This window comes from Stenotrophomonas sp. YJH_SMC_57 (genome assembly GCF_059369755.1).
In genome coordinates, this window is sequence record NZ_JCAFSZ010000005.1 from 298,757 (window position 1) to 320,637 (window position 21,881).

The window sequence follows — 21,881 nt, forward strand, 5'->3', positions numbered from 1 at the left end:
ACGGAAAGGTCAGTCATGGGAGATACGGTTGCGCAGCAGGATGCCGCGGGCGGCAAGGCTGACCAGCAACACGAAGACAGTCAGCACCAGGGCACCGGCCCAGGCCAGCACCTGCCAGGATTCATACGGGCTGCCGGCGAACTGGTTCATCACCACCGGCACCGAGGCCATCGGCTGGAAGATGTTGTTGTTCCAGTACTGGTTGCCGAAGGCGGTGAACAGCAGCGGGGCGGTTTCGCCGGAAATGCGCGCCAGCGCCAGCAGGATGCCGGTGATGATGCCGGCCGACGCGCTGCGGTACAGCACCTGCACGATCACCTTCCACTGCGGGATGCCCAGCGAAAGCGCGGCTTCGCGCATCTGCGAGGGCACCAGGCGCAGCATCTCGTCGGTGGTGCGCACCACCACCGGCAGCACGATGAAGGCCAGCGACAGCGCACCGGCGAATGCCGAGAAGTTGCCGCCGGTCTGCATCACGTACAGGGTGTAGACGAACAGGCCGAGCACGATCGACGGCGCCGACAGCAGGATGTCGTTGACGAAGCGGACCACGGTGCCGGCCTTGCGGGCGTTGCCGTACTCGGCCAGCCAGGTACCGGCCAGCACGCCCAGCGGGGTGCCGATGCCGATCGCCAGCGCGCACATCACGGCGCTGCCGAAGAAGGCGTTGGCAAGGCCGCCTTCCTGCATCGGCGGCGGCGTCATCTTGGTGAACAGATCCAGGTTGATGCCGGCCAGGCCCTTGGAGGCCAGGGTGAACAGGATCCAGCCCAGGAAGAACAGGCCGAACAGGGCGGTGGCGCAGGATGCGGTGATCGCAACGACGTTGCCGATGCGGCGGCGCAGGTACAGCGAATCAGCGGTGGTGGACATCAGTTGCCCTCCTTGCGGGACAGGCGCATCAGCATCAGGCGGGCGATGGCCAGCACCACGAAGGTGACGATGAAGAGGACGAAGCCGAGCAGCAGCAGGGCCGAGCGGTAGGTTTCAGTGGCTTCGCCGAAATCGTTGGCGATCAGCGCGGCGATGGTGGTGCCCGGTTCCAGCAGCGATGGCGACAGGCGCACGCTGTTGCCGATCACGAAGGCCACCGCCATCGTTTCACCCAGGGCGCGGCCGAGGCCGAGGAAGATGCCGCCGATCACCGCCGAGCGGGTGTAGGGCAGCACGATGTCCCAGCTCACTTCCCACTTGGTGGAACCCAGCGCATAGGCCGATTCCTTCAGGCGGGTCGGCACGGTCAGGAACACTTCGCGCATCACCGAGGAGATGAACGGAATGACCATGATGGCCAGCACGAAACCGGCGGTGAGCATGCCAATGCCCAGCGGCGGGCCCTGGAACATCGGGCCGATGATCGGCCACTCGCCCAGGGTTTCGTTGAGGAACGGGGTGACGTACTCGGTCATTACCGGCACCAGCACGAACAGGCCCCACATGCCGTAGATGATCGAAGGGATGCCGGCCAGCAGTTCGATGGCGGTACCGACCGGGCCACGCAGCCAGCGCGGCGCGACTTCGGTGAGGAAGAAGGCGATGCCGAAGCTGACCGGCACGGCGATGACCATCGCGATCAGCGCGGTGACCAGGGTGCCGTAGATCGGGGCGAGGGCGCCGAACTTGTTTTCGACCGGATTCCAGTCGGCCGAGAAGAAGAAGCTCAGGCCCTGCATCTGCAGGGCATGGCGGCCGCCCCACAGCATCGACAGCGCGGCGCAGGCCAGGGCGATCAGGACGAAGATGACGGTGCCGACCAGCACCCATCGGAACAGTTTGTCGTTGCGGGCATCACGCGCATCACGCGTGGACGGGGCGGCTACAGGCTGGGCGATGGCATTCATGGGGACGGCTGGGCCAGGAGGGGGCGGGGCGGCATGGCGTGGAAGCAGCGGTGCCCGCGCGGGGCGGGCACCGTCGTAACCATCACTTCAGGTCGGTCGCCCAGTAGGCCTCGATCTGCTTGACCAGTTCGGCCGGCAGCGGCACGTAGTGCAGCTCGTTGGCCTGAGCCTGGCCGTTCTCGAAGGCCCACTTGAAGAAGGCCAGGGTGTCCTGGTTGCGCTTGGCGTCCTTCGGCTGCTTCTGCATCAGCATGAAGTTGGTGGCGGTGATCGGCCACGCCTGGGCGCCCGGTGCGTTGGTGATGACCAGGTTGAAGTCCTTGGCACTGGCCCAGTCGGCGCTGGCGGCCGCGGCGGCGAAGGTCTCCGCGCTTGGCTCGACCCAGTTGCCGGCCGCGTTCTGCATGGCGGTGTACGGCATGCCGTTCTGCAGCGCGTAGGCCAGTTCGACGTAGCCGATCGAACCCTTGATCTGCTTCACGTAGGACGCGACGCCTTCATTGCCCTTGCCACCCACGCCGTCCGGCCACTGCACCGAGGTGCCTTCGCCGACCTTGGCCTTCCAGTCCGGGCTGACCTTGGACAGGTAGTTGGAGAAGTTGAAGGTGGTGCCCGAACCATCCGAACGGTGGACCAGGGTGATCTTGCCGTCCGGCAGCTTCACGCCCGGGTTGGCGGCGACGATGGCCGGATCGTTCCAGGTCTTGACCTTGCCCAGGAAGATGTCGGCCAGCAGGGCGCCGCTCAGGCGCAGCTTGCCGCCCTCCAGGCCTTCGATGTTGACCACCGGCACCACGCCGCCGATGGCGGACGGGAACTGGGCCAGGCCGGCCTGGGCCAGTTCTTCGCTGCTCAGCGGCTTGTCCGAGGAACCGAAGTCGACGGTGCCGGCCTTGATCTGGGCGATGCCGCCGCCGGAACCGATCGATTGGTAGTTGATCTTGGCGCCGGTGCTGGCGTTGTAGTCAGCCGACCACTTGGAGACCAGCGGGAAGATGAAGGATGCGCCCGCGCCGGAGACTTCGGCGGTCACCTTGGCACCGGCAGCGGCCGGAGCGGCAGCACCGTCGGCAGCCGGCTGCTGTGCGGCCTGCTTGTCGCCACCGCAGGCCGACAGGCCCAGGGCGATGGCCAGGGAAAGGGCGGCAAGGCCGGCCGAGTGCAGTTTCATGGTCACTCCATAGCGGGGAAGAGCCGACGGGGTCGGCGGATGCGGCTATGAAATGATGTTTTTGTTACAGCCGTATTACGACCATGACAGAGGTGTCCTGGATCACGTTCCGACAAGGGTTTCACAGGGTGTGCCACGATCCGGGAGACCCCGCAGACCCCGGATCTGCGCACGGATATGACGGCCAGGGCTCCACAAACGCTCTTGCCATTGCTCCTGCCTTCCATGACCCCACCGCGCCCCCGATGAACTGTCGAGAGGCGGTGGGCCAGGGCGTGCAGGACCGTCCACGGCATGGATGCCGTGGCCGAGCCCCCAAGGACGGGTTTACGGCGTGTCCTGCACGCCCTGGCCCACCGACTCACCCACGGATCAGCGAAGGCGCAAACGCTTTTCACGACCAACCCCTCAGAAACAATGAAGAGCGCGAGATCTCGAGGATCTCGCGCCCGGGTGGGATCGGCGGGGGAGAGAGGACCCGCCGATCCCGTTCCTGCGGGGGAACGCGCTTGCTTACTTCAGGTTCTGCGACCAGTAGGTCTCGATCTGGCGGACCAGGCTGTCCGGCAGCGGCACGTAGTCCAGCTGGCGGGCCTGGGCGTCGCCGCTCTTGTAGACCCAGCGGAAGAATTCCTGGGTGGCCTTGCCGTTGGCAGCGTTCTTCGGCTTCTTGTGCACCAGGATGAAGTTGGTGGCGGTGATCGGCCAGGACTCGGCGCCCGGGGCGTTGGTCATCACCAGGTAGAAGTCCTTGGCGCTGGCCCAGTCGGCGCTGGCGGCGGCGGCGGCGAACGAGGCGTCGCTCGGCTGCACGAACCTGCCGGCGGCATTCTTCATCGCGGTGTACGACAGCTTGTTCTGCAGCGCGTAGGACAGTTCGACGTAGCCGATGCCGCCCTTGATCTGCTTCACGTAGGCAGCAACGCCTTCGTTGCCCTTGCCACCGATGCCGGCCGGCCACTGCACCGAGGTGCCTTCACCGACCGAGCTCTTCCACTCCGGGCTGACCTTGGACAGGTAGTTGACGAAGTTGAAGGTGGTGCCCGAACCGTCCGAACGGTGCACGACGGTGATCTTGGCGCTCGGCAGGGTCAGGCCCGGGTTCAGCGCGGCGATGGCCGGGTCGTTCCAGGTCTTGATCTTGCCCAGGAAGATGTTGGCCAGCACGGTGCCGTCCAGCTTCAGCGCGCCCGGAGCGATGCCGGCCACGTTGACCACCGGCACCACGCCGCCGATCACCGACGGGAACTGCGCCAGGCCCGAAGCAGCCAGTTCTTCCGGCTTCAGCGGGGCGTCGGACGAGCCGAAATCAACGGTCTTGGCCTTGATCTGGGCGATACCACCGCCGGAGCCGATCGACTGGTAGTTGACCTTGTTGCTGGTGGCGGCGTTGTAGTCGGCCGACCACTTCGACATCACCGGGTAGATGAACGAGGCGCCCGCGCCGGTGATTTCAGCGGCGTTGGCGGCAAACACGGACGACGCTGCGAAGACGGCAACGGCAACGCGCGACTTGAAGGCGTGGATCACGGGGTGGCTCCTGGGTTGATTGGGATGCGGGGTTACCCGCCCGGTGCACATTCCATAACGGTTCGATGACAGCGCAGGGACCGTTGTATGACGCAACCGTTACAGCGCTGCCCGGCGCCTGTGCAGCAGAGGCGTGAAGGAACGACGCACCTGTTTGACTCCTTCCTGTATGTCGCTGATGGCCTGCGCGGTGCACGCAGGCTCCTGGCATTCCGCAGCGATCCGGGGTTCTCCGTGCCGGACCGGCGCGGCAGGTGGGCACTGCGCGGCGGGCGGCCTGCGCGTCGACCCCGATACATCACGCCATATGCCGCAAGGGATCGACAAGGATGGCGCGGCTAATGCGTCGTACGGATGACCGCGCGAAGAAACCTGTGTTTGGTGCGCAGTTTGTCATTCGACTGTCATGGTTTTAACGGAATGTTCGCAAAACGCTTGACCGGCCTGCCGGCGTGGCGTTCTGCCCAAGCCATTCCAACCCTCTGGAGAAATCCAAAATGCGTTCCCATTTGCTCGCCGCCGCGGTCGTTGCAAGCCTCGGTCTGGTTTCCGCCGACGCCTTCGCAGCTCCCGCCAGCACGGGCGTTTCCCAGGCACAGCTGCAGCAGCTGCAGGCGCAGATCGCTGCTCTGCAGGCCCAGGTCCAGCAGCTGCAGAGCGACTCGCAGGCGCTGCAGGCGCAGTCCGACGCGCAGTCCGAAGTGAACATCACCCAGGCCCAGGCCCTGGAAGGTGCACAGAAGACCCAGACCAGCGTCGACAAGCTGGCCAAGCTGGTCAATGACAACAAGATCGGCGGTCGCATGTTCTTCGACCTGACCAACATCGACAAGACCAGCAACGGCAAGGACACCGCCGCCAGCGGCACCGGCCTGGACGTCAAGCGCTTCTACCTGACCGTCGACCACAAGTTCAACGACATCTGGTCGGCGAACCTGACCACCGACTTCCAGTACAGCTCGGCCATCGGCAACACCGAACTGTTCGTCAAGAAGGCCTACGTGCAGGGCAGCTTCGACCCGGCCTTCAACCTGCGCGTCGGTGCCGCCGACATGCCGTGGATCCCGTACGTCGAGAAGTTCTACGGCATGCGCTATGTCGAGAACACCCTGACCGATCGCCTGAAGTACGGCAACTCGTCCGACTGGGGCCTGCATGGCTTCGGCAACCTGGGCAACAACTTCAACTACGCCCTGTCGGTCGTGTCCGGCGCCGGTTACAAGAACCCGACCCGCAGCAAGGGCATGGACGTGGAAGGCCGCGTGGCCTACACCCCGAACGAGAACTTCGTGGTCGCCGTCGGTGGCTACAGCGGCAAGCTGGGCAAGGAAACCGACATCCAGAGCGCCGAGAACACCTACACCCGCGCCAACGCGATGGTGGCCTACGCCGACAGCAACTTCCGCGTCGGTGGTGAGTACTTCCAGGCCAAGAACCTCAACAACGTGCTGACCGTTGCCACCGACAAGACCAGCGGCTGGTCGGTGTGGGGCAGCGTGCGCGTCACCGACGGCGGCATCAACGTGTTCGGTCGTTACGATGACACCGACGTCAGCAAGACCCTGGACCCGACCCTGAGCGACAAGTACTGGAACGTCGGCGTCGAGTTCCCGGTCATGAAGAACCTCAAGCTGTCGACCGTGTACAAGTACACGCACCTGGCCAACGCCGGCGACAAGAAGAACGACAAGACCAAGGAATTCGGCGTCTGGGGCGACCTGTCGTTCTGATCACCTGAAGTACAGCGTCTGAAAGCGAGACGGCGGGCCTGGTGCCCGCCGTCTTTGTTTCGTCACAACACGGTCCACGTCACGCTTCGGCCGTGGTCTTGTCCTTGAAACGGCACAGGTCGGCGATCACGCAGCCCGGGCAATCCGGCTTGCGCGCCTTGCACACATAGCGGCCATGCAGGATCAGCCAGTGATGCGCGTCGAGCAGGAACTCGGCCGGAATCGCCTTCACCAGTTTGTCTTCCACCTCGCGCACGTTCTTGCCGGGGGCCAGCCCGGTGCGGTTGGCCACGCGGAAGATGTGCGTATCCACCGCCATCACCGGCTCGCCGAACGCCGTGTTGAGCACCACGTTGGCGGTCTTGCGGCCGACGCCGGGCAGCGCTTCCAGCGCGTCGCGGTCACGCGGCACTTCGCCGCCATGCTTCTCCAGCAGGATCGCGCAGGTGGCGATCACGTTCTTCGCCTTGGCGTTGAACAGGCCGATGGTGGCGATGTACTGCTTCAGGCCGTCCTCGCCCAGCGCGAGGATCTTCGCCGGCGTGTTGGCCACCGGGAACAGGCGGCGCGTGGCCTTGTTGACGCCGACGTCGGTGGCCTGTGCCGACAGCGCCACCGCCACCAGCAGTTCGAACGGCGAGCTGTATTCCAGTTCGGTCTTCGGGTGCGGATTGAGTTCGCGCAGGCGGGTGAACATTTCCACCACGTCGGCACGCGGCATCACGCCGCCACGGCGCGCCGCTGCGCGCGCGGTCTTCTTCAGCGTGGCCATTACTGCTCCTTGCCGCTGGCGCGGGCCTTGGCCCGGGCGAGGATGGCCGCCGCTGCCGCGGGCAGGGCGGGCTTCACGTCCGGCGCCGGGGCCGGCGTGCGCCGCGCGTCGCGTTCGGCCTCCCGGCGGGCCAGTCGCACGGCACGGGCGCGGTAGCGTTCGCGTGCCGCCCAGGCGGCCTGAAGCTGCATCTGGGCCTGCTCCAACCGCTGCGGAAGCTCGGGGTGACCGGGCAGCAACTGTTCGTCGCCGGCACGGGCGACATAGTCCATCAGCCCGGCCTGCAGGGCGCCATCGAGATCGTCTACCTGGACCCGGGCGAACAGCTGCGCGGGGTTGGGTCGGGATGCCATGGCGTCAGCGGTTCTGGAAGGCCGGCGGGCGGCGCTGCAGGAAGGCGCTGGTGCCTTCGCGCATGTCCTCGGTGGCGAACAGCAGGCCGAACTGCGCGCTTTCGTACTCCAGCCCCGCTTCCAGGCTGCACTCGCCGCCCACGTGCACCGCATCGAGCAGGCCGCGCAGGGCCAGCGGCGCCGAACGTGCCAGCTGGCGGGCTACGTCCTGCACGCGGTTGTCCAGCGCGTCGGCGGGGACCACCTCGTTGACGATGCCCAGTTCCAGCGCACGTGCCGCGTTGATCGGTGCACCCAGCAGGCACAGCTCCAGGGTGGCGGCACGCCCGCACAGGCGCAGCAGGCGCTGGCTGCCGCCGAAGCCCGGGATCAGGCCGAGGTTGATTTCCGGTTGGCCGACTTTGGCGGTATCGGCGGCGATGCGCAGGTGGCAGGCCATCGCCAGTTCCAGGCCGCCGCCCAACGCAAAACCATTCACGCGCGCGATGACCGGCTTGGGCATGCGCTCGATCTGGCGCATCAGGGCCTGGCCGAGCAGCGAGAAATCACGACCCTGAACGGCGCTGAGTGTGTTCATCTCGGCGATGTCGGCGCCGGCCACGAAGGCCTTGGGGCCGGCGCCGGTCAGTACCACCACGCGCACCTCCGGGTCGGCGGCGGCGGCGCTGAACGCCTCGGCCAGGGCCTGCAGGGTCGCGGCATTGAGGGCGTTGAGCTTGTCCGGGCGCTGGACGGTCACGGTGCGGATGGCGCCGTCGTCGGCGACAGCGATCAGGGCATCGGCCACGGGGAAACTCCTGGAACGTTAAAAAAAAGTGAGATTGAACTCCGCGAACGCAGACGGGTCATAGCCTGCATCGTGAGTAGCGGTTACACGTTGCGCCCGTTATCCTAACCCGTCGCCTCAGGGCGGCGCAGAACGTCCCTGAGTTACCACCCCTGGAGAACTGTTTGATGAAGTTGCGTTCTATCGCGGTCGCCGTCGCGGCCCTGGCCCTGACGGGCAATGCCTTCGCCCAGGACGTTTCGTCCGAAAAGGGCAAGCTGAGCTACTACTTCGGTTACGACTACGGCAACAACCTGGCGGAGCTGACCGGTCGCGGTGAGCAGCTGGACATCAACTCGGTGGTGAAGGGCCTGCAGGACGCCTACGCCAAGAAGCAGCCGGCGATCACCGCCGAGCAGCTGAAGCCGGCCGTTGAAGCGTTCCAGAAGCGCGAGCAGGGCCGTGCCCAGGCCGCCAAGGCCGAGTACGAAAAGGCCGCTGCCGAAAACAAGACCAAGAGCGATCAGTTCATCGCGGCGAACAAGGCCAAGGCCGGCGTGCAGTCCCTGCCGAGCGGCGTCCAGTACCGCGTGATCGAAGCCGGCAAGGGTGCCAAGCCGACCCAGGCCAGCACCGTGCAGCTGGAAGTGGCCGGTCCGTTCCCGTACGGCCAGCGCCCGACCGAAGCCCGCCCGGCCCAGCAGATTCCGTCGATCAAGGTCAGCGAAGTCGAAATGAAGGCCATGCGCGAGACCCTGCTGCAGATGCCGGCAGGCTCGAAGTGGGAAGTCACCCTGCCGCCGGACCAGGCCTACGGTGCCGACCCGCGCACCCCGTTCCCGCCGAACGTGGCTGTGCAGTTCGAGATCAAGCTGGTCAGCGTCAAGTAAATCGAAGCCGTAAACGAAACGCGCCGGTGATCCCACCGGCGCGTTTTTGTTTGCGCAGTGCCTGGCGCGCAAATCCAGCCCATTCGCGCTACTGTTGCAGGGTGCAAACAACGGAAGAATCGGCGCGTGTTGTCGCAAGTCCCTGCATCGGAGTGTGCACGCTGGATCCGGACCGGCGGTGCGCCGGCTGCGGGCGGCATCTCGATGAGATCGCGCGGTGGTCGTCGATGAGCAACGAGGAACGCAGCCGCATCCTGCATCGCGTGCAACCGCTGCGCGAACAGCTCCAGCAATCATTGCGCGGCTCACTGGCCGACCACGAACGCCTGATGCGCGCGCTGCATCCGCTGGCCGTGCCGCCGCTTGGCGACGGCTGGAACCGCAGTGAACTGATCGACCTGTTGCCGCCGGGACCTCCGGTGGAAGCGGCGGTGCTGGCCGGCATCGTGCCGCGCGCCAACGGTGCGCAGGTGATCCTCACCCGCCGTACCGAAACCCTGCGTACCCATGGCGGCCAGGTCGGGTTCCCCGGCGGTCGCACCGAACCGGACGACCGCGATGCACTGGCCGCTGCGCTGCGTGAGAGCCAGGAAGAAATCGCGCTGGCGCCCGGCCAGGTGCAGGCGCTGGGCTATCTGGATCCCTTCGTGACGATCACCGGTTACCGCGTCACGCCGGTGGTGGCGGTGGTCGATCCGGACTTCGTGCCGGTGCCACAACCCAGCGAAGTGGCCGAGGTGTTCGAGGTGCCGCTGGATTACCTGATGGCCGCCGACAACCTGCGCCAGGTCGAAATCAATCATCGCGGCCGCATCCGCCACGTCCTCGAATACGGCTGGCCGGGCCAGCGCATCTGGGGCGCGACCGCGGCCATCCTCTACAACCTGCGTCGCCGCCTGGAGCAAGTGCAATGAAGCTGATCGATCCGCCGTGGACCACCCTGGTCGATGTCGCCACCCTGGCCGCTGCACTGGGTGAGGGCGTGCGCGTGGTGGACGCGCGTGCAACCGCCAGCACGGCGGTGCGCGTGGTCGATGCGCGGTCATCGCTGGCCGACCCGCAGGCCGGTGGCGGCCAGTACCTTGCAGGGCACATACCGGGTGCGGTCTACGCCGATCTCAATCGCGACCTGTCCGACCTGTCGCGCGTCGGCCATGGCCGCCATCCGCTGCCGGAGAGCGACGCCTTCGTCGCGAAGCTGGGCCAATGGGGCATCGGCCCGGACACCCAGGTCGTGGTTTACGACGGCAGCGACGGCAGCATGGCCGCCGCGCGGCTCTGGTGGCTGCTGCGCCTGATTGGTCACAGCAAGGTCGCCGTGCTCGACGGCGGAATCGCCGCCTGGCAGGCTGCCGGCCATCCGCTGGCGACCGGGCAGGAGGTGGTAACGGCGCTGCCGGCCTATCCGGGACGTTTCGATACCACCCAGATCGCCAATGCCGATGAAATCTCTGCGCGGTTGAAGCACGCGCCGGGTTGGCTGGTCGATGCCCGTGCGGGCGAACGTTTCCGTGGCGAAGTGGAGCCGCTGGACCCGGTCGCCGGCCACGTGCCGGGTGCGGTCAACCGTCCGTTCGCCTTGAATGTCCTCGACGGCCGCCTGCGCGATGCACAGGAACTGCGCGCCGAACTGCAGGGCGTGATCGGCAACCGTGATCCGCAACAGGTGGTGCTGATGTGTGGCTCCGGCGTCACCGCCTGCCACCTGCTGCTGGCGATGGAATCGGCCGGGTTGTCCGGCGCACGCATCTATGCCGATTCCTGGAGTGGTTGGGTCAGCGACAGCAGCCGCCCGGTGGCGACCGGCGCCTGAGTAATCCGGGCCAGGAGCAGTCGAGCACGGCTCGACTCTACAAGAGCCCATTCCGAACGATTCGACGTTCATCCACGCATGGCGTGGATCTACCGTGTCGACCAAGGTCGACACCTACCAACAGCAGCAGAGATCTGTCGAAGGCGGGCTGGGTCCGGTTGCGGGGGCGTGAGCCGCATGAATGCGGCGACCGGACCCACCCCGCCAACCCACGGATAGCCTGCTTTTGACGTTGACGTTGACGTTGACGTCGCCTCTGCAGCTGCAGGGCGCAGCCCTGCAAACCCTCACCCCAACCCCTGCAGCGGCACCTTCGCCAGAATCCGCGCCCACGGGAACAACGGCCCCGGATCACGCTTGCGCGCCACCGTCAGTGCCGCATCATCACTGGCCGGCACCTGCTCCAGATCCAGCTGGTCGTGCCCGGCAATCCGCTGCAGCGACGGATAGCGCGCCACCAGCGCCAGCAGCAGCGCCTCCAGTGCCACCAGCTGCGCCTCGGTGTACGGCTCGTCCATCGCCTGGTGGCGGCTGTCGAACCAGTGCGGGTAACGCCCGGTATTGACCAGCTCGATGCCCAGCGTATGTGCGTTCATGCCGCGCACATGGTGGGCCACCCGTTCCGGTGCCACGTACTGCACCACGCGACCGTCGCGATCGATGTAGAAGTGGCCGCTGTTGCCGGCGCCACTGTCGTACAGCACGCGCTCGCCGTACTCGCGGGCCATCGCCAGGTCGGGCAGTTCGGTGCAGTGGATCACCACCATCTCCAGCGTGGCCGGGTCGCGCAGCGGCAGGCGGTCGTGGTAGGGCAGGGGCTGCAGCTGCAGGCCGGGCAGGAGCGGGTTGGGCATCCGGCGATGCTAGCATTGCGGTATGAACCTGCCTTCCCCTTCCTCATCGGCCCGCTCGCGCGGAGCGCGCGCATGAGCCGCGGTCACTGCATCCTGTCGCACGGTTTCGAGAGCGGCCCGGACGCGACCAAGGTCACCGCGCTGGCCGAGGTGGCACAACGCCTGGGCTGGACCCATGAACGCCCCGACTACACCGACCTGGACGCGATGAGCGAGGTCAGCCGGGTGGGCGACGTGCCGACCCGCCTGCGGCGCCTGGTCGAGCGTGCCGCCATTGCCGCCGGGCAGGGGCCGGTGGTGCTGGCCGGCTCCAGCCTCGGTGCCTACATTTCCGCCATCGCCTCGCTGCAGGTGCCGGTGGCCGGCCTGTTCCTGATGGTGCCGCCGACCACCATGGGCCCGATGCCGGCGCTGGATGCCGCCGCGGTACCGACCACGGTGGTGCAGGCCTGGCACGACGAGGTGGTGCCAGCCGCCGGGGTCATTACCTGGGCACAGGCGCGTTCGGCGCAGCTGCTGCTGGTCGATGATGGGCACCGCCTTGAGCACCACGTGGAGGCCTCCGCGCAGGCGTTCGAGCGCCTGCTGCGCCAGCTGTGAAGCCCGGGCGCACGGCGCGCCCGCCCGCTTTGACTACAATGGCAGCCCCGCCGCCCCCGGCGCGGGCCTGCCGGCCGTGCCTACGGCCCTCCTTTCCGACTGGCCCGGCCCCTGTGCCGCGCCCGACCACCTGCGAACCGATCCCGTGAAATTCTTCGTCTCCTGCGCCAAGGGCCTGGAATACCTGCTTGCCGATGAACTGTCGGCCCTGGGCCTTGGCAAGGCCACCGCCACCATTGCCGGCGTCAACGCCGACGGCGAACTGGAGCAGGCGCTGCGGATCGTCATGTGGTCGCGCCTGGCCAGCCGCGTGCTGTGGCCGATCGACGAGTTCGAGTGCCCGGACGAGCAGGCCCTGTACGACGGCGTGCGTGCGCTGCCGTGGCACGAGCACATCAAGCCGGAGATGACCCTGGCGGTGGACGCACACGTGTCCGGCGACAAGATCACCCACGCCCGATTCGCGGCGCAGCGGATCAAGGACGCCATCGTCGACCGCATGCGTGACGAAGGCCTGGAACGCCCTTCGGTCAACACCGACCTGCCGGATGTGCGCGTGAACCTGTCGCTGCGCAAGGGCCGCGCCTCGCTGTCGATCGACCTGGGCGGCGGCCCGCTGCACCGCCGTGGCTGGCGCGGCGCTGCCCACGAGGCGCCGCTGAAGGAAAACCTGGCCGCCGCGCTGCTGCTGCGCGCGCAGTGGCCGCGCCTGCACGCCGCCGGTGGTGGGCTGCTGGACCCGATGTGCGGCAGCGGCACGCTGCTGATCGAAGGCGCGCTGATGGCCGCCGACGTTGCCCCCGGCCTGATGCGCCACGGCAGCCTGCCGCCGAGCCGCTGGCTGGGCTTCGACAAGGCCGCCTGGAAGGCCATCCAGAGCGAGGCACGTGACCGCGAAGCGGCCGGCCTGGCAGCGTTGAAGCCGGTCATCCACGGCAGCGACATCGACCCGACCGCGATCCAGGCGGCGCGCGAGAACGCCGAAGTAGCGGGCGTTGCCCATGCGATCCGCTTCACCCGCGCCGACGTGGCCGACCTGGCCGCGCCGGAGCAGGAGATCGGCGCGGTGGTCTGCAACCCGCCGTACGACGAGCGCCTGGCGGCCGATCCGGCGCTGTACCGCGCGCTGGGCAATGCCCTGCAGAAGGCGGTGCCGCAGTGGCGCGCCAGCCTGCTGTGCGGCAACGACGAACTGGCCTTCGCCACTGGCCTGCGCGCCGGCAAGAAGTACCAGATGTTCAATGGTGCGCTGGAATGCGCGCTGATCGTCTGCGACCCGATCGCCGTGCCGGGCCGCGACCCGGCGCAGCCGCGCGAGCTGAGCGAAGGTGCGCAGATGGTGGCCAACCGCCTGCGCAAGAACCTGAAGAAGTTCAAGAGCTGGCGCGCCCGCGAGGACATCACCTGCTTCCGCGCCTACGATGCCGACCTGCCGGAGTACGCTGCGGCCATCGACGTCTATGAAGAAGACGGTGGCCAGCGCCGCACCTTCCTGCATGTGCAGGAATACGCCGCGCCGGCGGCGATTCCGGAGAACGACGTGCGCCGTCGCCGCAACGAGTTGCTGGCGGCCGCGCGTGAAGTATTCGGCGTGCCGCCGGAACAGGTGTCGATGAAGTCGCGCGAGCGCGGCAAGGGCGGCAGCAAGTACGGCCGCTTCGAACAGCGCGACGAGTTCATCGTGGTGCGTGAGAACAACGCGCTGCTGCAGGTGAACCTGTTCGATTACCTGGATACCGGCCTGTTCCTCGACCATCGCCCGCTGCGCCGGATGATGGCCGAGCAGGTGCGGGGCAAGCGCTTCCTCAACCTGTTCTGCTACACCGGCGTGGCCAGCGTGCAGGCGGCTGTGGCCGGTGCCGCCAGCACCACCAGCGTCGACCTGTCGGCCACCTACCTGCAGTGGTGCTACGACAACCTGGCGTTGAACGGGCAGGGCGGCAACCAGCATCTGCTGGTGCAGGCCGACGCCATGGCGTGGCTGGAAGGCGACCGCGGGCAGTACGACGTGATCTTCTGTGACCCGCCGACCTTCTCCAACTCCGCGCGCGCCGACGACTTCGACGTGCAGCGCGAACAGCTGAAGCTGCTGCGCGCCGCAGTGGCACGACTGGCGCCGGGTGGCGTGCTGTATTTCTCCAACAACTTCCGCCGCTTCAAGCTGGAAGAGAACGCCATCGCCGAGTTCGCCCAGTGCCGCGAGATCACCGCGCGCACCATCGGCCCGGATTTCGAGCGCAACGCGCGCATCCACCGCGCGTGGGAATTGAAGCGGTTGGGGTAAGTCCGGTAGTGCCGGCCGCTGGCCGGCAACGGTGACAGATCCGCAGAGGGATCATGGGATGCCGGCCAGCGGCCGGCACTACCCCTGTCTGGCCGGTAGATCCACGCCACGCGTGGATGGTGGCTACAGCACCGCTACCAGCAGCCCGGCCGCGGGCAGCGCGATCGCCAGCGCGGCGATCCACTTCGGCCGGTACGGGTACAACCCGAACGACAACACCGCGCCGCCCAGCGTCATCGTGCCCAGCCACAGCACCGGGCCCATCGCCCAGCCATGGTCGGCCACGCACAGCGCGAATGCCACCGCCAGCAGGGCCCAGCCCAGCACCCGAAATTGCGTGCGCCGTGCTGGCGAGGCTGCCGCCTTGCCATGCAGGTCGTGCTGGTGTTTTTCCATCGCCAGCGACAGTGCGGTGAACGCGGAGAACGACAGGGTCAACGCCAGAAGCATCATGCGCTGGCCTCCGCTTCGGCAGCTTCCGCAGCATCAACCGGAGCCTTGGCAGCCGCCGCCGCGGCACGCTTCTTCTTCTCGGCGGCAGACAGCGGCGGCGTCCAGCGCTGCATGCGCCATCCACACAGCGCCAGCATCGCACCAAACGCGATCATCGACAGGTCGACGCCGGCCAGCACCCAGTCACCGTTGCGCAGGGTCACGCCCAGATGCGCATGGGTGGTCAGCGCGTTGACCACCGGCACCAGCGCGAACGCGGCGGCGCCCAGGTACAGTTGCCAGGCCCACATCATCCGCTTCGGCCAGATGAAGGCGGCCAGCAGCGCCGCGCCCCAGGCGTAGAAGAACACATTGGCCTCGGCACTGGAGCGCTCGGCGATGTCCAGCGGCAGCAGGCGGTTGCCCCAGAAGTAGGCGGCGAACGCAATCGGCAGGCCGGCCACGGTGCCGATGTTCAGTGCATCGACCAGGCGCAGGCCGAAGCCGATGCGGCCACTCTTGGCGTGCTTGGGCCGTTCCTTCACTGCCCACAGCACCACGCCGCTGGCCACCATCAGGCAGCCGACCAGGCCGGACAGGAAGAACAGTGCGCGCAGGCCCCAGTCGGCGAAGCGGGCCAGGTGCAGGCCATACAGCACGCCACGGGTGGCGGTGGCACCACCGGAGGGCGGCGTCTCTTCCAGCAGCGTGCCGTTGATCATGTCGTAGCGCAGCGCCGGGGTGTCGGTGGACAGGCGCTTGCCGTCGCGCTGGCGGATGTCGATCACCGCATTGGCCGCGCCCGGGTTGGACACGGTGAAGCCGGCCACTTCCACGCCATGCCAGTGCGCACGCGCGTTGTCCAGCAGCTGCGCGATCGGCAGCGGCGTGGCGCGGCCCTCGGCCGGCGCGGTCACCTCCGGCATGCCGCCGAAGGCTTCGCTGAAGAACTTGTCCTCGTCCTGCGGGTAGGCCACCTTCACCCCCCACGGCAGGTACATGATCATCAGGGTGACGATGCCGGTGTAGGTGATCATCGCGTGGTAGGGCAGTGCCATCACCGCGCTGACGTTGTGGAAATCCAGCCACGACCGCAGGCCCTTGTCCTTGCGGAAGGTGAAGAAGTCCTTGAAGATTTTCTTGTGGGTGATGACGCCGGTGATGATCGCCACCAGCATGAACATCGCGCAGAAGCCGACCAGGTAGCGCGCCCACAGCACCGGGATGTAATGCAGGTCGAAGTGCAGGCGGTAGAAGAAATCTCCGCCACGCGTCTCGCGCGCCTTCAGGGCCTGGCCGGTGTTCGGGTCCAGCGTGGCATCACCAAAACCACCGCGCCGGCCACGGCTGGGATCGGCCAGTTCCGGCGGCAGCCGCCAGAACATCTGCATGGCCGGGTTGCGCGGCTGGGGCAGGGTGACGAACCAGTTCTCGGCCTGGCTGGCGTTGGCCTGCAGGTAGTCCACCGCGCGTTGCGCGGCCACGTCGATGCTGACCTTGTTGGCCGGCAGCTCCGGGCGCATCCAGCGGCTGATTTCCTCGCGGTAGTAGCTGGCGGTGCCGGCCATGAAGATCAGCAGCAGCAGCCAGCCGACCAGCAGGCCGGTCCAGGTGTGCAGCCAGGCCATCGATTGGCGGAATCCGTTCTTCATGCCCAGGCCCCCAGCAGGCGCGCGACGGCGGCCATCAGCAGGGTGGGGACCAGGATGCCGACCCAGGCGCGCAGCGCAGTGCGGGTGGCGAACGCCCACAGCGCTGCGCAGGCGGCCACCAGGATCGCCAGCAGCATGCCGGTCAGCACGGTCTGGCCGCGCGCGCCGGGCAGCGCCAGCGCGCAGAACACGCTGGTCACCGAGGCCAGCGCGTAGCCGCCGAAGATCGCGGCCAGCGAGCGTGACAGCACGCCCCAGCGTGGGTTGGAGAAGAAGGTGCGGGGGCTGGCGGTTGCGGGCGAGCGGTCCACGGCATTCCTGCTGGTTTCAGTGAAAAGGGACCGGCGCACCGCAGCGCGCCGGGGTTGGCCATCCATGGCCGGGCACCGGTCGCAGAACCGGTGCCATCCATCGGGGGTCAGAGCTTCCAGCGCAGCGTCATTGTCACGTTGCGTGGTTCGCCCCAGTACACGCCGCTGTAGAAACCGACGTTGTTGAAATACTTCCTGTCCAGCAGGTTGTTGATGTTCAGCTGCGCGCTGAAGTTCTCGTTGAAGCGGTAGCCGCCGGCCAGGTTCAGCAGGTAGAACGCGTCCTGGGTGATATTGGCCTTGCTGCCATCCGCCTTGGTGCTGGTGTTCCAGATGCGGCTCTGCCAGGTGGCGCCGCCTCCCAGCCAGAAGCGGCCATCGATACCGCCGGGGCGCCAGCTGGCGTTGAGGCGGAAGGTGTCCTGCGGGGCTGTGGTCCGCTGCAGCACGCCGTCCTTGTTGCGGATGACGGTATGGGCGAATCCCGCCGAGACGTTCCATTGCTCGCCGATGCTGCCCTGGGTCTCGATTTCCCACCCCTTCACCTTGTTGCCCTTGCCGGTGGATCGGTAGGCCTGGCTGCCATCGGGCAGCGAGTTCACCGGCACTGAATCATCGATCTCGGCCACGTTGTCCTGCTTGCCTTCGAACACCGCCGCCGAAGCATTCAGCAGGCCGCCGAAGAACTCGGCCTTGACGCCCGCTTCATACATGTCGCCGACCACCGGCTCCAGGTAGTTGCCGTTGCGGTCGCGGGATTTCTGCGGCTTGAAGATGTCGGTGTAGCTGACATAGCCGCTGAAGGTCGAGTTGAAGTCGTACACCAGGCCGGCATACGGGGTGAGCATGTCGTCGGGCTTGTAGCCGCTGCGCTTGGTGCTGTTGCGGTTGCCGGCGGCATCATAGCCATAGGCCCAGGTACGGGTTTCCCAGCTGCCATAGCGGGCGCCCACCACGGCCAGCAACGGATCGGCAAGGCGAAGTCGGGCGGCAACATAGGCGGCGCGCTGGCGCAGTTCGTCCTGTGACGACAGGCGACCAAAGCGGGTCACCGGCAGTACCGGTACCTCGCCGGTCCAGTGACGCCAGTCGGGCACCTGCGCGTAGCCCGGTGCGCTGGAATCGAACGACGTGGCCTCGGACTCACCCTTGCGCACCGACTGGCCGAGGCCGAACACCAGCTCGTGCTCGCGCCCGAACAGCTTGAACGGCCCGCCCACGTTGATGTCGAACACGTCCATCGTGCTGTGTTCGTTGAAGTGCGAAATGTAGGCGGTCACGCCGGTACCGTCGGCGCGCGGGTAGCCGGCCGCGCCGTACCAGACGCTGCCATCGGTATCGCGCACGGCGTGGCTGACGTTGCCCTTCACCGACCAGCCGTTGCCCAGTTGCTGTTCCAGTCGAGCGAAGCTGGTTTTCTCCACGATCGGCCAGGCACTCCAGGACGCAGAAAGGTTGGTCGAGCGCGGCAGGTTGGCCGGTGCGCCGTCGGCGCCCCAGTACGGCACCACGCCCCAGGTCACGCCGGTGGTGTGCGGCGACTGGTACTCGTAGCCCACTTCGAACAGCGTGCTGTCGCTCAGGTCGGCCTGCACGATGCCGTAGAACACGTCCTTGTCGAGCCTGTAGACATCGCGGAACGAGTCGCTCTGCTGCTTGGCGGCCACGATGCGTGCGCGGATGCGGCCGTCCCAGGCGACGGGGCCGCCGAGGTCGGCTTCCAGGCGACGGTTGTTCCAGCGGCCGAGGGTCAGGTTGGCGCCCATCTGGAAAGTGTCGGTCGGCCGCTTGCGGATCATGCTGATGGTGCCGGACGGATCACCCGCGCCGGTGGTCAGGCCGGTGGCGCCGCGGATCACTTCGATGCGCTCGTAGATCACGTTGTCGGTGTTGGTCTTGATCGAGCCACCGAAGGTGTTGAGCATGCCGTCGATCTGGAAGTTGTCGATGGTGTAGCCGCGCGAGACATAGTTGATGCGCTCGCTGTCGGTGACCGACACGCTGACGCCCGTCACCTGGCCCATCACGTCCGACAGCGAGAACAGGCCCATGTCATCCAGGCGCTGGCGGGTAACCACCGTTACCGACTGCGGCGTCTCGCGCAGCGACAGGTCGAGCTTGGTCGCGGTGCGCGCGCCTTTCACCGTATAGCTGCCGGGCATCTCGCCATCGGCAGTCACCTTCACCGTATCCAGCGTGCGCGCGGAAGGATCGGCAGTGCCGTCGGCGTGGGCCAGCGGGGCGATCATCAATGCAGTCACGGCCAGGGCCAACACGGTGGGACGGGGGGAGTTCAGCGGCATTGCCATCAGTGCGATTCCATGCAGGACGAATCAGGCGATGGAATGCGCAGGTACAGTCGCCATGCGCTCCGCGCACGTCGCCCAGCGAGCCCCATCGACGGTGCGCCACCCGCGCAGTGCAGGCGACCCGGTAGTCGGGGGATGTACACGGGCGAAGGGGCGGGTGGGTACGTGCATCCGTGCCCCGCTTGGCTAAGCGTACAACCGATTAGCAAATGATAGGCATTCGCATTTCGTTAATCAAGCGTGACGACTACAGCCGGTGGATCGAGGCGCGCGTTCAGAACCGGAAGATCACCGTCGCCGCATGCAGCAGCAGGCCAATCAGCCCGCCGACCAGGGTGCCGTTGAAGCGGATGAACTGCAGGTCGCGGCCCACGCTCAGTTCCAGCTGCTCGACCAGGTGCCGCTCGTCCCAGCCCTTTACGGTCTGCGCGATATGCGTGGTCACGCCCTCGCGCAGGCGCTCGGTCAGGCGCTGCGCGCCTTCCAGCAGGTGCTGGTTCAGTGCCTCACGCAGGGCGGGGTCGGCCTGCAGGCTGCTGCCCAGCGAGGCCAGGCTGCGCTGCAGGTGGCCGACCAGTGCGGAGTCGTCGCGCTGCAGGTCGGCACGCAGGCTGGCATGGATGCGCGCCCACAGCCCCTGCACGTACTCCTGCAGGGCAGGGTGGTCGATCATTTCCTGCTTGAGCTGTTCGACGCGTTCGGCCAGCGCCGGGTCTTCGCGCAGGCGCTGCACGTAGGCCTGCAGCCAGCGCTCATAGTCCTGGCGCAGCGGATGCTCCGGCTCGGCCAGCACCTGTTGCAGTTCTTCCAGCACCGCGCGCGCCAGGCGCTCGGCCAGGCTGTCACCGATCTCGTCGATCGGCTTGACCCAGTTCACCGTGCTCGACAGCGTCGGCCATTCGCGCTGGATGTAGCGCACGATCAGCTGCGAGGCGCGCTCCTTCACTTCCGCCTGCTCCAGCCAGCGCCCCAGCCGCTGCAGGCCCTCGTCCAGCACGCGCTGATGACGGCCATCGGCGGTCAGCAGGGCCAGCAGCTCGCCGGCGGTGGCGGCGGCATTCCACTGCCGCAGCTGTTGCACCACGAAACCGTGCAGCTGCCGGCGCACGGCGGTCTCGTCGAAGAAATCCAGTGCCTGCAACGCCCAGCCGCGCGCCATGTCGGCCAGCATCCGCGAACGCGCCGGATCGGCCAGCCAGCTGCCCAGGCGGCTGGCCGGATCGAACACCTGCAGCTTGGCCAACAGCACGCCCGGTTCCAGGAACTGGTCGCGCACGAACAGCGCCAGGCTGTCACCGATGCGTTCCTTGCTGCGCGGGATGATCGCGGTGTGCGGAATGGGCAGTCCCATCGGCCGCCGGAACAGCGCGACGACGGCGAACCAGTCGGCCAGCGCACCCACGGCGGCGGCCTCGCAGAAGGCCGAGACCCAGGCCCAGATGCCGCGCTCGCCCTGCCAGTGGCTGACCGCGAATCCGGCCAGCATCAACAGCAGCAGGCCCAGCGCGAGGGCTTTCAGGCGCCGCAGCTGTGCGCGGCGCGGATCGTTGGCAGGCGTCATGCCCGAAGTCTATCCGGCCCTGCATGAGCATCGGGTAGTGTCGGGCGCTGGCCGGCATCCGCAACGCACCCGGAACGTTCATGGGGTTGCCGGCCAGCGGCCGGCACTACCCGCTGGTTCAGAGCGCTTCGAGTTGCTTGCGCAGCGCGGCCAGCTGCGCGCGCAGGGTGTCATTCTCGCGGGTCAACGCGACGACGCGGCGACGCAGCGCCGGTGCGTCCTCGCCCAGCTGCTCCAGGGCCGACAGCACTTCGGCGTCGCGGCTGGCGATCGCGTCCTCATCCGGCTCCTCGAAGTCCATCTCGGCCGCGTCCGGCTTCGGGGCACGCGGCTTGCGCTTGGACTCGCGCACGCGCTTGGCGGCCTGCTTCAGTTCATCCTTGCCACCGGCGGCGGCGGCGCGCTGCTCTTCCTCGGGCAGGTCGGCCACGGCTGCGGCGGCGCTGATCGAAATCACGCCGGCCTTCACCGCTTCCACCACTTCGGCCGCGGCCTGGGCGTGGATGCGCTCGATCATGCCGACCTGGCTGGTGCTCAGCTTGGCTTCGCGGGCCAGCTCGGCGCGGCTGATCTTCGGCGCCGGTTCCCACGGCGGGCTGTCTTCGCCAGCGTCCTCGACAATCTCGGCGGTGCCGTCGCTCTCGCGTTGCAGCTGCGCCTGCTCGACCTGCTTGCGGGCAGCCAGGATGTCGCGCTTGCGCAGCGCCAGCACGCCGCGCTGGAAGTCCGAAACGCTGCGACGGCCCAGGTGCTGCTCGATCATCCACAGGTGCACGTCTTCCATGCTCTGGAAGCGGGTGTTCTGCACGGTGTTGAACGGCAGGCCGTGCTTCTGGCAGATGCCGAAGCGGTTGTGGCCGTCGACCAGCACATCGCCCCACAGCACCAGCGCATCGCGGCAGCCTTCGGCCAGGATGCTGCGCTCCAGCGCGTCATGTTCGTCCGCAGTCAGCGGGTCGATGTAGGCCTTGAGTTCTTCTTTGACGACGATATCCATGGGCACGGCAGCGAG

General features: G+C 67.2%; 20 protein-coding genes. 6 read left to right on the top strand and 14 right to left on the bottom strand.

Annotated elements, in window-relative coordinates; all coding sequences use genetic code 11:
- Nucleotides 1–9: 9 nt before the first annotated feature.
- The 4 genes from pstA to pstS (AC5P7U_RS08805) form a co-directional block, all read right to left on the bottom strand.
- Nucleotides 10–873 (bottom strand): phosphate ABC transporter permease PstA, encoded by an 864-nt coding sequence (pstA, locus tag AC5P7U_RS08790; RefSeq protein ID WP_006428262.1) that lies wholly within the window; start codon nucleotides 871–873, stop codon nucleotides 10–12.
- A complete protein-coding gene (pstC, locus tag AC5P7U_RS08795) occupies nucleotides 873–1,841 on the bottom strand; it encodes a phosphate ABC transporter permease subunit PstC (protein ID WP_008267250.1) in 969 nt (322 codons plus the stop codon). The genes pstA and pstC overlap by 1 nt, the downstream gene beginning before the upstream one ends.
- 82 nt (nucleotides 1,842–1,923) lie before the next feature.
- Entirely contained in the window at nucleotides 1,924–3,012 is a 1,089-nt protein-coding gene (gene pstS / locus AC5P7U_RS08800; protein ID WP_133934234.1) for a phosphate ABC transporter substrate-binding protein PstS, read from the bottom strand.
- Nucleotides 3,013–3,525: 513 nt separating this feature from the next.
- Complete coding sequence (pstS, locus tag AC5P7U_RS08805; protein ID WP_006428638.1) at nucleotides 3,526–4,542, bottom strand: phosphate ABC transporter substrate-binding protein PstS; 1,017 nt, start codon at nucleotides 4,540–4,542, stop codon at nucleotides 3,526–3,528.
- A 497-nt stretch (nucleotides 4,543–5,039) separates the two neighbouring features.
- On the opposite strand from pstS (AC5P7U_RS08805), the gene AC5P7U_RS08810 reads away from it, so the two are divergent.
- Nucleotides 5,040–6,272: a porin gene (locus AC5P7U_RS08810; protein WP_006428639.1), complete on the top strand. Its 1,233-nt coding sequence runs from the start codon at nucleotides 5,040–5,042 to the stop codon at nucleotides 6,270–6,272.
- A gap of 79 nt (nucleotides 6,273–6,351) precedes the next feature.
- Here AC5P7U_RS08810 and nth read toward each other — a convergent pair whose 3' ends face one another.
- The 3 genes from nth to AC5P7U_RS08825 are packed head-to-tail and all read right to left on the bottom strand — an operon-like array spanning nucleotide 6,352 to nucleotide 8,184.
- Entirely contained in the window at nucleotides 6,352–7,044 is a 693-nt protein-coding gene (nth, locus tag AC5P7U_RS08815; RefSeq protein ID WP_312560503.1) for an endonuclease III, read from the bottom strand.
- A complete protein-coding gene (locus AC5P7U_RS08820) occupies nucleotides 7,044–7,397 on the bottom strand; it encodes a hypothetical protein (RefSeq protein ID WP_197564114.1) in 354 nt (117 codons plus the stop codon). Before AC5P7U_RS08820 ends, nth begins: the two co-directional genes overlap by 1 nt.
- Before the next feature lie 4 nt (nucleotides 7,398–7,401).
- The gene (locus AC5P7U_RS08825) at nucleotides 7,402–8,184 is read right to left on the bottom strand and encodes an enoyl-CoA hydratase/isomerase family protein (protein WP_197564115.1); all 783 of its coding nucleotides are present in this window, start codon (nucleotides 8,182–8,184) and stop codon (nucleotides 7,402–7,404) included.
- 167 nt (nucleotides 8,185–8,351) lie between these two features.
- Here AC5P7U_RS08825 and AC5P7U_RS08830 point away from each other — a divergent pair, with 167 nt between their 5' ends.
- The 3 genes from AC5P7U_RS08830 (at nucleotide 8,352) to AC5P7U_RS08840 (ending at nucleotide 10,866) form a co-directional block, all read left to right on the top strand.
- A complete protein-coding gene (locus tag AC5P7U_RS08830; protein WP_005408797.1) occupies nucleotides 8,352–9,053 on the top strand; it encodes an FKBP-type peptidyl-prolyl cis-trans isomerase in 702 nt (233 codons plus the stop codon).
- Between the two features lie 101 nt (nucleotides 9,054–9,154).
- The gene (locus AC5P7U_RS08835; protein ID WP_053512056.1) at nucleotides 9,155–9,967 is read left to right on the top strand and encodes a CoA pyrophosphatase; all 813 of its coding nucleotides are present in this window, start codon (nucleotides 9,155–9,157) and stop codon (nucleotides 9,965–9,967) included.
- Entirely contained in the window at nucleotides 9,964–10,866 is a 903-nt protein-coding gene (locus AC5P7U_RS08840; protein ID WP_197564116.1) for a sulfurtransferase, read from the top strand. The genes AC5P7U_RS08835 and AC5P7U_RS08840 overlap by 4 nt, the downstream gene beginning before the upstream one ends.
- Before the next feature lie 287 nt (nucleotides 10,867–11,153).
- Here the strand turns inward: AC5P7U_RS08840 and AC5P7U_RS08845 are convergent, their stop codons facing one another.
- Complete coding sequence (locus AC5P7U_RS08845) at nucleotides 11,154–11,720, bottom strand: N-acetylmuramoyl-L-alanine amidase (protein ID WP_495221004.1); 567 nt, start codon at nucleotides 11,718–11,720, stop codon at nucleotides 11,154–11,156.
- A gap of 72 nt (nucleotides 11,721–11,792) precedes the next feature.
- Between AC5P7U_RS08845 and AC5P7U_RS08850 the strand changes: the two genes are divergently transcribed.
- Together AC5P7U_RS08850 and rlmKL are read left to right on the top strand one after the other, a co-directional pair.
- Entirely contained in the window at nucleotides 11,793–12,320 is a 528-nt protein-coding gene (locus tag AC5P7U_RS08850) for a hypothetical protein (protein ID WP_495221005.1), read from the top strand.
- A 145-nt stretch (nucleotides 12,321–12,465) separates the two neighbouring features.
- The gene (gene rlmKL, locus AC5P7U_RS08855) at nucleotides 12,466–14,604 is read left to right on the top strand and encodes a bifunctional 23S rRNA (guanine(2069)-N(7))-methyltransferase RlmK/23S rRNA (guanine(2445)-N(2))-methyltransferase RlmL (RefSeq protein ID WP_180878290.1); all 2,139 of its coding nucleotides are present in this window, start codon (nucleotides 12,466–12,468) and stop codon (nucleotides 14,602–14,604) included.
- A gap of 123 nt (nucleotides 14,605–14,727) precedes the next feature.
- Here rlmKL and AC5P7U_RS08860 read toward each other — a convergent pair whose 3' ends face one another.
- The 6 genes from AC5P7U_RS08860 to AC5P7U_RS08885 all read right to left on the bottom strand — a co-directional run bounded on the left by AC5P7U_RS08860 (nucleotide 14,728) and on the right by AC5P7U_RS08885 (nucleotide 21,866).
- A complete protein-coding gene (locus AC5P7U_RS08860) occupies nucleotides 14,728–15,057 on the bottom strand; it encodes a DUF3325 domain-containing protein (RefSeq protein WP_006429006.1) in 330 nt (109 codons plus the stop codon).
- Nucleotides 15,054–16,688: a PepSY-associated TM helix domain-containing protein gene (locus AC5P7U_RS08865; protein ID WP_495221006.1), complete on the bottom strand. Its 1,635-nt coding sequence runs from the start codon at nucleotides 16,686–16,688 to the stop codon at nucleotides 15,054–15,056. Before AC5P7U_RS08865 ends, AC5P7U_RS08860 begins: the two co-directional genes overlap by 4 nt.
- Nucleotides 16,685–16,999, bottom strand: a complete 315-nt coding sequence (locus tag AC5P7U_RS08870) for a DUF3649 domain-containing protein (protein ID WP_133934245.1) — start codon at nucleotides 16,997–16,999, stop codon at nucleotides 16,685–16,687. The genes AC5P7U_RS08865 and AC5P7U_RS08870 overlap by 4 nt, the downstream gene beginning before the upstream one ends.
- A 107-nt stretch (nucleotides 17,000–17,106) precedes the next feature.
- Complete coding sequence (locus AC5P7U_RS08875) at nucleotides 17,107–19,308, bottom strand: TonB-dependent siderophore receptor (protein WP_495221007.1); 2,202 nt, start codon at nucleotides 19,306–19,308, stop codon at nucleotides 17,107–17,109.
- Between the two features lie 274 nt (nucleotides 19,309–19,582).
- Nucleotides 19,583–20,869, bottom strand: coding sequence for a DUF445 domain-containing protein (locus AC5P7U_RS08880; RefSeq protein WP_414555213.1), 1,287 nt, complete (start codon nucleotides 20,867–20,869; stop codon nucleotides 19,583–19,585).
- A gap of 118 nt (nucleotides 20,870–20,987) precedes the next feature.
- Nucleotides 20,988–21,866 (bottom strand): ParB N-terminal domain-containing protein, encoded by an 879-nt coding sequence (locus AC5P7U_RS08885; protein WP_308309031.1) that lies wholly within the window; start codon nucleotides 21,864–21,866, stop codon nucleotides 20,988–20,990.
- Nucleotides 21,867–21,881: the final 15 nt, after the last annotated feature.

Coding starts and splice junctions, on each gene's coding strand:
- AC5P7U_RS08845 (WP_495221004.1), bottom strand. CDS start 11,720: ATGCCCAACCCGCTCCTGCCCGGCCTGCAGCTGCAGCCCCTGCCCTAC.
- AC5P7U_RS08810 (WP_006428639.1), top strand. CDS start 5,040: ATGCGTTCCCATTTGCTCGCCGCCGCGGTCGTTGCAAGCCTCGGTCTG.
- AC5P7U_RS08860 (WP_006429006.1), bottom strand. CDS start 15,057: ATGATGCTTCTGGCGTTGACCCTGTCGTTCTCCGCGTTCACCGCACTG.
- AC5P7U_RS08840 (WP_197564116.1), top strand. CDS start 9,964: ATGAAGCTGATCGATCCGCCGTGGACCACCCTGGTCGATGTCGCCACC.
- AC5P7U_RS08880 (WP_414555213.1), bottom strand. CDS start 20,869: ATGACGCCTGCCAACGATCCGCGCCGCGCACAGCTGCGGCGCCTGAAA.
- AC5P7U_RS08885 (WP_308309031.1), bottom strand. CDS start 21,866: ATGGATATCGTCGTCAAAGAAGAACTCAAGGCCTACATCGACCCGCTG.
- nth (WP_312560503.1), bottom strand. CDS start 7,044: ATGGCCACGCTGAAGAAGACCGCGCGCGCAGCGGCGCGCCGTGGCGGC.
- pstC (WP_008267250.1), bottom strand. CDS start 1,841: ATGAATGCCATCGCCCAGCCTGTAGCCGCCCCGTCCACGCGTGATGCG.
- AC5P7U_RS08875 (WP_495221007.1), bottom strand. CDS start 19,308: ATGGCAATGCCGCTGAACTCCCCCCGTCCCACCGTGTTGGCCCTGGCC.
- AC5P7U_RS08820 (WP_197564114.1), bottom strand. CDS start 7,397: ATGGCATCCCGACCCAACCCCGCGCAGCTGTTCGCCCGGGTCCAGGTA.
- pstS (WP_133934234.1), bottom strand. CDS start 3,012: ATGAAACTGCACTCGGCCGGCCTTGCCGCCCTTTCCCTGGCCATCGCC.
- AC5P7U_RS08865 (WP_495221006.1), bottom strand. CDS start 16,688: ATGAAGAACGGATTCCGCCAATCGATGGCCTGGCTGCACACCTGGACC.
- pstA (WP_006428262.1), bottom strand. CDS start 873: ATGTCCACCACCGCTGATTCGCTGTACCTGCGCCGCCGCATCGGCAAC.
- AC5P7U_RS08850 (WP_495221005.1), top strand. CDS start 11,793: ATGAGCCGCGGTCACTGCATCCTGTCGCACGGTTTCGAGAGCGGCCCG.
- AC5P7U_RS08830 (WP_005408797.1), top strand. CDS start 8,352: ATGAAGTTGCGTTCTATCGCGGTCGCCGTCGCGGCCCTGGCCCTGACG.